Annotated in this window: 13 protein-coding genes; 8 read left to right on the forward strand and 5 right to left on the reverse strand. The window is 26.7% G+C overall.

The window, feature by feature from the left end; all coding sequences use genetic code 11:
* The 5 genes from purS to sfsA are packed head-to-tail and all read right to left on the reverse strand — an operon-like array spanning position 1 to position 3,782.
* Positions 1-243 carry a phosphoribosylformylglycinamidine synthase subunit PurS gene (purS, locus tag ACTTA5_RS06900; protein ID WP_440648941.1) on the reverse strand — a complete coding sequence of 81 codons (243 nt, stop codon included), beginning with the start codon at positions 241-243 and terminating at the stop codon, positions 1-3.
* Positions 240-1,025, reverse strand: coding sequence for a phosphoribosylaminoimidazolesuccinocarboxamide synthase (gene purC, locus ACTTA5_RS06905; protein ID WP_440648943.1), 786 nt, complete (start codon positions 1,023-1,025; stop codon positions 240-242). The genes purS and purC overlap by 4 nt, the downstream gene beginning before the upstream one ends.
* Entirely contained in the window at positions 1,025-2,317 is a 1,293-nt protein-coding gene (gene purB / locus ACTTA5_RS06910; protein WP_440648945.1) for an adenylosuccinate lyase, read from the reverse strand. Before purB ends, purC begins: the two co-directional genes overlap by 1 nt.
* A gap of 3 nt (positions 2,318-2,320) precedes the next feature.
* Positions 2,321-3,091, reverse strand: a complete 771-nt coding sequence (gene map / locus ACTTA5_RS06915; RefSeq protein ID WP_440648947.1) for a type I methionyl aminopeptidase — start codon at positions 3,089-3,091, stop codon at positions 2,321-2,323.
* Positions 3,084-3,782 carry a DNA/RNA nuclease SfsA gene (gene sfsA, locus ACTTA5_RS06920; protein WP_440648949.1) on the reverse strand — a complete coding sequence of 233 codons (699 nt, stop codon included), beginning with the start codon at positions 3,780-3,782 and terminating at the stop codon, positions 3,084-3,086. The genes map and sfsA overlap by 8 nt, the downstream gene beginning before the upstream one ends.
* A 20-nt stretch (positions 3,783-3,802) precedes the next feature.
* On the opposite strand from sfsA, the gene ACTTA5_RS06925 reads away from it, so the two are divergent.
* The 8 genes from ACTTA5_RS06925 to ACTTA5_RS06960 form a co-directional block, all read left to right on the forward strand.
* Complete coding sequence (locus ACTTA5_RS06925; RefSeq protein ID WP_440648951.1) at positions 3,803-4,552, forward strand: competence/damage-inducible protein A; 750 nt, start codon at positions 3,803-3,805, stop codon at positions 4,550-4,552.
* Positions 4,552-4,953 (forward strand): gamma-glutamylcyclotransferase family protein, encoded by a 402-nt coding sequence (locus tag ACTTA5_RS06930; protein ID WP_440648953.1) that lies wholly within the window; start codon positions 4,552-4,554, stop codon positions 4,951-4,953. The genes ACTTA5_RS06925 and ACTTA5_RS06930 overlap by 1 nt, the downstream gene beginning before the upstream one ends.
* 10 nt (positions 4,954-4,963) lie before the next feature.
* Positions 4,964-6,364: an SDR family NAD(P)-dependent oxidoreductase gene (locus tag ACTTA5_RS06935; RefSeq protein WP_440648955.1), complete on the forward strand. Its 1,401-nt coding sequence runs from the start codon at positions 4,964-4,966 to the stop codon at positions 6,362-6,364.
* 14 nt (positions 6,365-6,378) lie between these two features.
* Complete coding sequence (locus tag ACTTA5_RS06940; RefSeq protein WP_440648957.1) at positions 6,379-8,157, forward strand: HAD-IIIC family phosphatase; 1,779 nt, start codon at positions 6,379-6,381, stop codon at positions 8,155-8,157.
* Entirely contained in the window at positions 8,157-8,387 is a 231-nt protein-coding gene (locus tag ACTTA5_RS06945) for an acyl carrier protein (RefSeq protein WP_440648959.1), read from the forward strand. The genes ACTTA5_RS06940 and ACTTA5_RS06945 overlap by 1 nt, the downstream gene beginning before the upstream one ends.
* Positions 8,384-9,406, forward strand: a complete 1,023-nt coding sequence (locus ACTTA5_RS06950) for a hypothetical protein (protein ID WP_440648961.1) — start codon at positions 8,384-8,386, stop codon at positions 9,404-9,406. Before ACTTA5_RS06945 ends, ACTTA5_RS06950 begins: the two co-directional genes overlap by 4 nt.
* A gap of 13 nt (positions 9,407-9,419) precedes the next feature.
* Positions 9,420-10,346, forward strand: coding sequence for a polysaccharide deacetylase family protein (locus tag ACTTA5_RS06955; protein WP_440648963.1), 927 nt, complete (start codon positions 9,420-9,422; stop codon positions 10,344-10,346).
* Between the two features lie 325 nt (positions 10,347-10,671).
* A partial coding sequence (locus ACTTA5_RS06960) for an acyltransferase family protein (protein ID WP_440648965.1) occupies positions 10,672-11,150 on the forward strand: 479 nt, incomplete at its 3' end.

Consider the following 11,150-nt stretch of genomic DNA (forward strand, 5'->3'; position numbering starts at 1 on the left):
TTACTTTAGATCAATAATTTTATAGTTTTCAATTACAAGATTGGCTAAAAGTTTTTTGCACATTTCTTCAACTTTATCTTTAGCTTTTTTTGGATCATTTTCTTTAGTATCAATTTCAAAATATTTACCTTGTCTAACTTCATTAACATCATCAAAGCCCATGCCTTCTAAAGTTTGATGAATAACTTTACCTTGTGGATCTAACACATCTTTTTTTAAAGTGATTACTAATGAAATTTTCATTTTTTCTTTCTCTTAACAGATGATAATTTTGTTACATTCACAGCACTTACATTTGATTGTTCATGCAAAATACCTAATCTTTTAGCAACATCTGTGTAGGCTGGAATTAAATCACCTAAATCTTTTCTAAATCTGTCTTTATCAAGTTTTTTATCAGTAATACTGTCCCAAAGTCGACATGTATCTGGGCTAATTTCATCTGCTAATATTACCTCTTGTTTTCCATTAGATTTTAACCTTCCAAATTCTAGTTTGAAATCAATCAATTTAATTCCAACTCCTCTAAACATTCCAATCATAAAGTCATTAATCCTTAGTATCATTTTTTTGACTTTATCAATTTCGTTCTTACTAGCCCAATCGAAAGCTATTATGTGCTCTTCTGCAATTAAAGGGTCACCTAATTTGTCATCTTTTAAGCAGTATTCAATTAATGGTTCTTTTAAAACAGACCCATCCTCAATACCCAATCTTTTAGTGATAGATCCTGTTGCTACATTTCTAACAATAAATTCAATAGGAATTATCTCGACTAGTTTTATTATTTGTTCACGCATATTTAATCTTTTTACTAAGTGATTTTTAATTCCTATTTGAGATAAATTTGAAAGAATATGTTCAGATATTCTATTATTTAAAACACCTTTTCCTTCAATCGTAGTTTTCTTTTGATTATTGAATGCTGTCGCATCGTCCTTAAAATATTGAATAACTAAATTTTTATCATTTGTTGCATAAATAATTTTTGCTTTACCTTCGTATAATTTTTTTCCTTTTTTCATTATTTAAAAACTCTTCTAAAGATCAAATTCACATTTTTAAAGTGTTTTGCGTAACTAAATATTGATTTAAGCCTTTTTGTTGTAATTTTACTCATAATAAATTTATCATTAGATATCACATCAAATAAGTTTAGGTTTTCTGCAAAACATTTTTTTGCATACGATTGCACCATTCTGTAAGATTTTTCTCTACTCAAACCAGATTTAGTTAACTCTAGCATAACTTCTTGAGAGAAAATTAGCCCTTTTGTTATATTCAAATTTTCTAACATTTTTCTAGGATAAACAATCATATTGTCTAAAATATTTGTTAATCTAACCAATGCAAAGTCGGTTGTAATATTTGCATCAGGACCAATGTTTCTTTCTACACTTGAATGTGAAATATCTCTTTCATGCCATAGCGCTATATTTTCTAAAGCTGGTATCACAGCACTTCTAACCATCCTTGCTAAACCAGTTAAGTTTTCACTTAAAATTGGATTTTTCTTATGGGGCATTGCGGATGATCCTTTTTGATTTTTTGAAAAATACTCTTGCAATTCATAAACTTCTGTTCTTTGTAAATGCCTTATCTCAATTGCAACTCTCTCAATTGAACCTGCAATAATACCCAAAACTGAAAAATAAAATGCATGTCTATCTCTTGGAATAACTTGCGTTGAAATGGGTTCAATTTTTAAACCTAATTTTTTTGCAACATGTTTTTCTACATTAGGGCTTATATTTGCAAAAGTTCCAACGGCTCCTGATATTGCACAGGTTGATACTTCATCTATTGCATTTTTAAGTCTTTTTCTGTTTCTTTTAAATTCCTCATAGAAAGAAGCTAATTTTAATCCAAAAGTAACTGGTTCAGCGTGAATTCCATGACTTCTTCCCATACATGGTGTCATTTTATATTTTTTTGCCTGCTTCTTAAGCACTTTTAAAATTTTATCAATATCTTTAAGAATTATTTTTCCAGATTGAACTAATTGAATATTAAAACTGGTATCAAGTACATCTGAGGAAGTCATCCCTTGATGCAAATATCTTGCTTTAATTCCTGCTTTTTCTGTAACAGAGGTTAGAAATGCTATAACATCATGTTTAACTTCAGATTCAATTTTATGTATTCTATTAACATTTATAACTGCCTTTTTTCTAACAATTGAAGCAACTCCTCTTGGTATTTGACCAAGTTTTTCCATAGCCTCAGCAGCTGCGACTTCTACATCTAGCCAAATTTTATATTTATTTTCCTCTGACCAAATATCAGTTAATTCTTTTCGAGAGTATCTTTTAATCATTAATTATAAGTATGGAGGCTTTGAATAACCTTTAGCAGATTCTGTAAAGATTTCATAACCATTTTCAGTAATTCCTAACGTATGTTCAAATTGAGCAGAAAAAGATTTATCTTTTGTGACAGCAGTCCAACCATCATTTAACATTTTAACATCATATTTACCTGAATTTATCATAGGCTCTATTGTAAAAGTCATGCCAGGTTTTAGTTCTGGTCCTGAGTTTTTACTTCCATAATGTAAAATGTTTGGTGGTTCATGAAATGTTGTACTTATACCATGACCACAAAAATCTCTAACAACAGAGTATCCTTTTTCTTCAACAAATGATTGAATTTCATAACCAATATCACCTAATTTAATTCCTGGTTTTAAAATTCTAATTGCTCTCATCATAGACTCGTAAGTAGAATCTATTAGATTATTTAATTTAATTGGTGTTTTTCCAATACAAAACATTCTACTGGTATCACCATAGTATTCATCTACAATTGCAGTAACATCTACATTTACCGCATCACCATCTCTTAAAACTCTATCTGAGGGAATTCCATGGCACACAACATGATTTAATGAAGTACATAAAGATTTTGTAAAACCTCTATAGTAAAGTGGAGCAGAGTGTCCTCCATTATCTCTAATAAATTCATAACCCAATTTATCTATATAGTCTGTTGAGACACCTTCCTTAATGTTGTCTGTTAACATATCAAGTGTCCTTGCTGCTAAATCACCAGCAATTCTCATTTTTTCAAATTTTTCTTTATAATCAATCATCTAAAATTTTAAGTTTTTTATCCATAATAATTTTTTTTGAACTTATATCACACCTATAAGCTAGAAAATTTACTCCAGCTCTTTTAGCTTTTATATAATTCTCATAATATTCTTCATCTATATCTTTAGCTATTTTAAAATATTTCATATTTTGAATTTGAACTAAAAATATCAGATAACACTTATAGCCTTTATTTATGGCATCAATAAGAGTTAATAAGTGCTTAGATCCTCTTGAAGTAATAGCATCTGGAAATTCAGCAGTTTCTTTATCTCTAAATAAAGTAACGTTCTTGACCTCTACAAAGCTTTTTTTATTTTTTTTTTCTAGCAAAAAATCAAATCTAGTCTCCTTATTAAAGAAAACCTCTGGTTTTATTTTATCGTTATTTTTTAGTTCTTTGATCAAATTATTTTCGATAGCATGATTTACTATCTTGTTAGCCATATGAGTATTGACACCTACTAAATTTTTTCTTGATTTAATTATTTCAAGTCCAAACTTTAGTTTTCGCTTAGGATCATTATTTGGTAGCAAATAAACTTCATTACCTTCATTTAACAAACCTTTCATTGATCCTGTATTTGGACAGTGAGCTGTGACAATTTCTTTACCAAGTTTTATATCAGTAAAAAACCTTTTGTAACGTTTGATTAGTTTGCCTTTCACTAAAGACTTGGTAAATTCCATAAGTAAATTATATATTTCATATGGATAAAAAAGCAAAATTTAAAGCTTCAATTTTAATTATTGGTAATGAAATTTTATCCGGAAGAACACAAGATACAAATACCTCAACATTGGCAACCTGGTTAAATTCTATAGGGGTAAAGGTTGAGGAAGTTAGAGTAATTCCTGATGTAGAAGAGATTATTGTTGATACTTTAAATTTACTTAGATCAAAATATGATTATGTTTTTACAACTGGTGGTATTGGACCTACTCACGATGATATAACAGCTCAATCAGTTTCAAAAGCGTTTGGAATAAAATATGAAGTTCACAAAGAAGCTTTCAAAATTCTAGAAGAATATTATCAACCTGGAGAATTTAATGAAGGGAGACAAAAAATGGCATGGATGCCTGAAAACGCAAATCTTATTTTAAATCCAACAAGTGGTGCTCCAGGATTTAATGTTAAGAATGTTTACTCACTACCAGGAGTTCCTTCTATATTAAAATCCATGTTAGGTGGATTAACAAATAAAATAGTTGGAGGTGAACCAATCAAAAGTTTAACTATAAGTTTAAGAACAGTTGAAAGTGAAATTGCAAGCTCATTAACAAAAGTACAAAATAATAATTTGGATGTAGAGATTGGCAGTTATCCATTTTTTCATGCTGGTAAGCTTGGTGTATCGATAGTTATTAGATCAGAAGACCAAAATAAAATTGATGATTGTAATTCGCAGATTTTAAAATTTGTAAATGAAAAAAAAATTGAGGTAGTTGAGCGATAATGTTGTATTTTGCTTACGGTAGCAATCTTCATCATTTTCAAATGAAACGAAGATGCAAAGATAGTATTTTTTTAAAAAAAATAAATCTAAAAGATTTTAAATTAACATTTAGAAGCAAATATAGAGCAGCAGACATTGAGCCAAAAAAAAATTCGATCGTACCAGGTGGATTATTTGAAATTTCAAAAAGTGATGAAAAAAAGTTGGATGTTTATGAGGATTTTCCAATTTTATATAAAAAACACTATTTTTATTATTATGGTAAAAAAGTAATGACCTATACAATGGTAAAAAAATCATCTTTCATGTTTCCAACAGAAAGATATCTAAATATTGTTAAAAAAGGATATGAAAATTGTAAGCTTGATAAAAAATTCTTAAAGAAAGCACTAAGGTTTTAATTTTATAAAAATGATTAACAATTCTATTATTTTTAAAAAAAATCATTTAAATTCTTTTACTGAGTTCTCGAGTGATAAAAATCCTTTACATGTTAATTCTGAGTATGCATCATTAACACCTTTTTCAGAAAACGTTGTTTACGGTGTAAGTGGTGTATTTTTCTTGTTATCAAAAATTAATTTAAAAGAAAATATTATAGCTTCTATTAAAATAGATTTTAAAAAACCTTTATTCTTAAATAAAAAATATTATTTTACTATAGGTCAGGATAAGCATGAAATAAGACTAAAACTTTTTAAAGGAAATACAATTTACACTAAAGTAAAAATTAAAAATAATTATAAAAAAAAGTTATTATCAAAATTTAAACTGGCACCATCAATAAACAAAGAGATCACCTCAAAGAAGTATAAATGGAACAAAATACCAACTAAAAAAAATTTAAAAAAATTGTTAGTTTCTTATCCGGGACTGGAAAATATACCATTTTGGTTATTGCAAATTTTAGCTTGGAGTAGTTATTGGGTTGGAATGATTTGTCCTGGTCGTCAAGCTTTATTTTCTAGTTTTAATTTTGAGTTAAATGGAAACAGTCTTACATTTAAATATGAAAAAAATTTATTACATAGAATTCTCAAACAAAACAAATCTTTTTTTTCTTCATCAGACGGTTCTAAAATTTTGTTGTTATCATTTGTTAGGCCAAAACCAATTTCTCAATTAAAATCAGTAATTTTTAAAAATAATAATAAAAAATTATTAAAAAATAAAAGATGTTTTGTAACTGGTGGAACAAGAGGTGTGGGAAGTGTTTTTTCACAAATGCTCTCTTCCCATGGAGCAGAAGTTTTTGCATCGTATAGGAGAAATAAAAAAACTGCTGAAAAAATTGAAAAATTTATTTCATCTAAAGGTGAGTTTTTTAAAGCTTTAAATGTTAATCAATTTAATAAAAATGTTTTTAATAAAAAAATTGATTGTCTTGTTTTAAATGCTGCGCCTACTATTAAGCATATTGATCTTCATGAGATGTCAAAACAAGAATTTGATAATGAAAAAAAAATATTTTACAATCTTACAGTAAGTGAAATTAAATTTTTCAGAAAAAATTTAAGTAAAGATGCTACTATAATCAACGTATCCACTTCTTTTATAGATGAAAAACCTGATGGATTTTCTCATTATTTTAAAGGAAAAAAAGCTGTGGAGAATTATTTAAAAGATTTTAGTTCAAAAAATTTAAATTATACTTTATTAAATTTTAGATTACCCAAAATGCACACAGATCAAACAAACACAACTTTTATTGATAATCAAATTTATTCACCAATAAAGATAATAAAAAAAGTAATGGATTTATATCTTTCATTTAGAGGCAAAAAAGGTTTTCATAGTTTCAATATAATATAAAGTAGTTTTTAATTATGTTAGAATTATTAGATTATCCATTTGATACAAAAAAAATATTAAGAAAAAAAAAATCTTTAAAAAGAAAACTTTTAGAAAAAAAAAATTTAACTGTTAAAAAAATAGCAATATTAGGTGGTACCACCACAAATGAAGTAAGGGAACAAATTGAACTTTTTTTATTGAAAGCCAATATTAAAGCAGAGTTTTACGAATCAGAATTTGGTCAATATTATGAGACGGTTATGTTTAACGACAAATCACTTATTAAATTTAAACCTGACTTCATTTATATTCATATTTCCAACGAAAATTTAAAAAGTTTAGAGGACACTGAGAAATCAAGTAAAGAAAAAGCAAAGATAGAATTTGCAAAACTGGAGTCACTTTGGAAAAAAATTGATAAAGATTTCAAATGCCCAATTATACAAGATAATTTTGAACCTCCTTTTGTAAAGCCTCTTGGAAATTATGATGCATCTAGTATCGACAGTAGTATTAATACAATTTCATACTTAAATATTATGATAAGTGAGGCAACAAATAAAATTAATTCACTCTATTTGTGTGATAGACATAGCCTTTGCTGTAAATTGGGACTTTTAAGTTGGAAGGATTACACCTTATGGCTTTCTGCTAAATATTCTCTAAGTTATCAAGCAGTTACATATTTAAGTTATAATGTGAGTAAAATTATAGAGTCAATACTGGGTAAATCAAAAAAATGTCTTGTATTAGATTTGGATGAAACTTTATGGGGAGGAATTATTGGGGATGATGGAAAGGAAGGAATTGTTCTTGGCAAAGATACTCCAGTTGGTGAAGCGTTTTTAGAATTCCAAAGTTATATAAAAAGATTAAAAGACAGGGGTGTGATTCTGGCAGTTTGTTCTAAGAACGAGCTTAATATCGCAAAAGAAGGATTTAATCATCCGGACTCAATTCTAAAGTTTTCAGATTTTACAGTGTTTAAAGCCAATTGGGATCCTAAAAGTAAAAATATAAATGATATAGCAAAAGAAATTAATATAGGCCTAGATAGCTTAGTTTTTATTGATGATAATCCAGTCGAAAGGGACATAGTTAGAAAAGAATTTAGAGGCGAAGTTTGTGTTCCTGAAATAGGAAGCGATATAACAAATTATCGAAATATTTTAGATGCTTCTGATCTTTTTAGTATTACTTCAATTTCATCTGAAGATAAAAAAAGAAATACTTATTATAAAGACAATCAACAAAGAGAAAAATATTCTTCAACTTTTGAAAATTATGATGACTATTTGAAGTCATTAGATATGTATGCTGAAATTGATAATTATAAAGAAATTTATTTAAATAGAATTACTCAACTTACTAACAAAACTAATCAATTTAACTTAACCACAAAAAGAATGACTGAACAAGAGGTTAAATTATCAATGACAAATCAGAATCAAATTTCATTATACGCAAAACTTAAAGATAAGTTTGGTGACAACGGCTTGGTAAGCTTGATACAAGGAAGTATTTTTGATGATGAACTTGAAATAGATTTATGGTTAATGAGTTGTAGAGTATTTAAAAGAACCCTTGAGAATTCGTTGCTTTATGAACTTTTAAAAAAAGCCAAGGAAAGAAAAATAAAAATTGTTCGTGGAAAATATTATCCAACACTAAAAAATAAAATTGTCTCAAATATTTATAGTGAAATGGGATTTTCTATTATAAGCAATAAAAAGACAGAAAAAATTTTTGAACTCAAATTGATTAATTATAAAATTCCAAGTAATTCGAATATAAATTTAAAGGCTTTTTAGTGAAATTAGATAAAATTTTTGAAATATTTGGCGATATTCTTGATTTAAATAAAGATAATTTTAATTTAGATACAAAACCATCCGATTTTGATGAATGGGACTCTGTCGCTACGGTTAATATAATTATAGCCTTAGAAGATGAATTCGGTGTTAAATTTAAACTCGAAGATATTCAGCAACTAAAAAAAATAAAAGACTTTGTTGAGCTTTTAGAAAGATATCAAAAGTGAGCAATGGCTACACTTTAAGATTAGCTTCAGTAGACGATAGAGAAGGCATTATGTCTTTTATCAAAAAAAATTGGTTGGAGCAGCATATATTAGCAAATGATATAAGTTTTTTTGATTATCAGTACAAGTCTAGAAATAATATTCAATTTATAATAGCGGTGAATTCAAAAAATATTATAAAAGGAATTCTTGGATTTATTCAATATGATCCCAACAATGAAAATCAAGACATTTTTTTAGCTATCTGGAAAGTTATCCCTAATTTAAGAGATAACATGTTGGGAATTAAACTTCTTCAATATTTGATTAAAAATATAAAGCATATGTATATTCATTGTGTTGGTATTAATAAAACTTCAATAGGAGTTTATAAATTTTTGAGATTTAATACTGGAAATTTATATCATTACGCGGCATTTAATAAAGATTGTAAAAATCAAATAATATCTAAACCTCCTTTGTTCATAAAAAATATAAAATTAAATAAAAAATTTAAATTTATTAAAATAGATGAAATTAAAACATCACTTTTAAAACTAAAAAAATGCAGTTTTTACGACAAAATGGTTCCCTTTAAGCCTTTAAAATTTATTTTACATAGATATGAAAATCATCCATATCATTCATATTTTTTTTATGAAATATTCGAAAAAAATTTATTTTCTGGAATTGTTGTTCTAAGGGAAGTGAACTACCTGAATTCATCAGCTCTAAGAATTATAGATATAATTGCTGCAAATGGAAATATTTCTTTAATTATTGACGATTTAGCAAACCTTATTATTGGCACTAAATATGAATATATTGATATCTATGCGTCTGGACTAGACAATTTATTATTATGTGATGGCAATTATGAAAAAGTTTCAGATAATAAAAATATTACTGTACCTGATTATTTTTCACCTTTTAAGAAAAAAAATACAGAAATTTATTTTACCTCATCATATAATAATAACAAAATTATTCTCTTTAAAGGAGATGGAGATCAAGATCAACCAAGAATTTATAAAAATTAACTGAACACTTATTATGAGTAAATTAAATATAGTTATGTATCATTATGTGAGACCTATAATTAATAGTGAGTATCCAGGTATAAAAGGTTTAGAATTAGATGGTTTCAAAAGACAACTTGATTATTTAGAGAACCACTATTGTTTTGTGACTGCTAATCAAGTTAATGATGCAATTTTAAAAAAAAAAAAATTACCATCTAATGCTTGCTGGTTAACTTTTGATGATGGTTTTAAAGATCATATAAATTATGTTGTTCCAGAGTTATTGAAAAGAAATATTAGTGCTGCTTTTTTTCCTCCAAGTGATGTAGTTACAGATAATATATCATTAAATGTTCACCTTATTCAGCATATATTAAGTTGTAGTAAATCTTTTAAAAGTCTTGTGTTAGATTTAAATTCTTTATGTAAACAACACGGAATTTCAGAGCATTCAATTAATTCTTATTATAAAAAATATGCTATAACTGGAAGATATGATGAACCAGACGTAGTTTATGTTAAGAGAATGTTACAGCATGTTTTACCAGAACAAGTTCAAAATGAAATTACCTCTGCTTTGTTCACAAAATATCTAGGTTTATCTAAATCTGAATTTTCAAATAAACTTTATATGAATATTGAAGATCTTTCTAAATTAATAAAATGTGGAATGTATGTAGGTAGTCATGGAGCAAGACATTATTGGCTTAATAAAATCAGTGAAGAAAAACAAAGAGAAGATATAAAATCTTCACTAGAGTTTTTAGAGGAAATAGGTACACCTACTTCAGATTGGATAATGTGTTATCCTTTTGGTGGTTATAATGACTCTACATTATCAATTGTAAAAGAATATGGAGGGTCAATAGGATTAACAACAAAAGTGGGGGCAGCACTAATAGGTAAAGTAAATCCTCTCAAATTACCTCGTTTTGATACCAATTATTTTCCTCAATAATATTTTAAAATTATTTTTTTTATAAAGGAACTCAATTGAATAATAATAGCATAAACACTCATGAAATTCATTAATGCCCTCGTGGTGAAATTGGTAGACACAAAGGACTTAAAAGCCAAGGGATAGAAGTTTAAGTCAATTCATAGTTGTCTAAGACACATTAAAACATGCTATAGAGTGTCTTAATTTTATTTTACTTTTCAATTTAGGTAAGAAGAATAAATTTTAATTATTTATGTAAACCAGTATCAAACCAGTACGCTCAAGATAAAAATGACAATTTAGTCATATAGTCATAATAAGCTAAATTTATTATTTACTGGATATGATTGACGAAAAAAAAAAATTTAATTATGAAATAAATTTTTTAAGATTCGTCTCTGTATCATTCGTTTTTTTGTATCATTTACAATTTGATTTATTTGCAAAAGGATTTCTTGGTGTTGATATATTTTTCATTATTAGTGGTTATTTAATAAGCTCAATATTGTTAAAAGATAATTCAATTTTAAAATTTTATGTTAATAGATTAAACAGAATTTTACCTTCTTTAATTAGCATTATATTAATCATAATTTTTTTTAGTTATTTTATACTTTCTCCTGTTCAAGAAAAAAATCTATGGCAAAGTATTTCAAGCTTATCTTTATTTGTTTCACATTATTTTTTTTACTTCGAAGGTGGTTATTTTGGATTATCAAATCTTGAAAAGCCTTTGCTTCATACATGGAGTATATCTATAGAGGTAATATTTTATCTATTCTCACCACTAATTGTTTATCTATTTTTTAAAAAATCTATATT

The organism is Candidatus Pelagibacter sp. HIMB1521 (assembly GCF_052047875.1).
In the GTDB taxonomy this organism is placed as follows: Bacteria; Pseudomonadota; Alphaproteobacteria; order Pelagibacterales; family Pelagibacteraceae; genus Pelagibacter.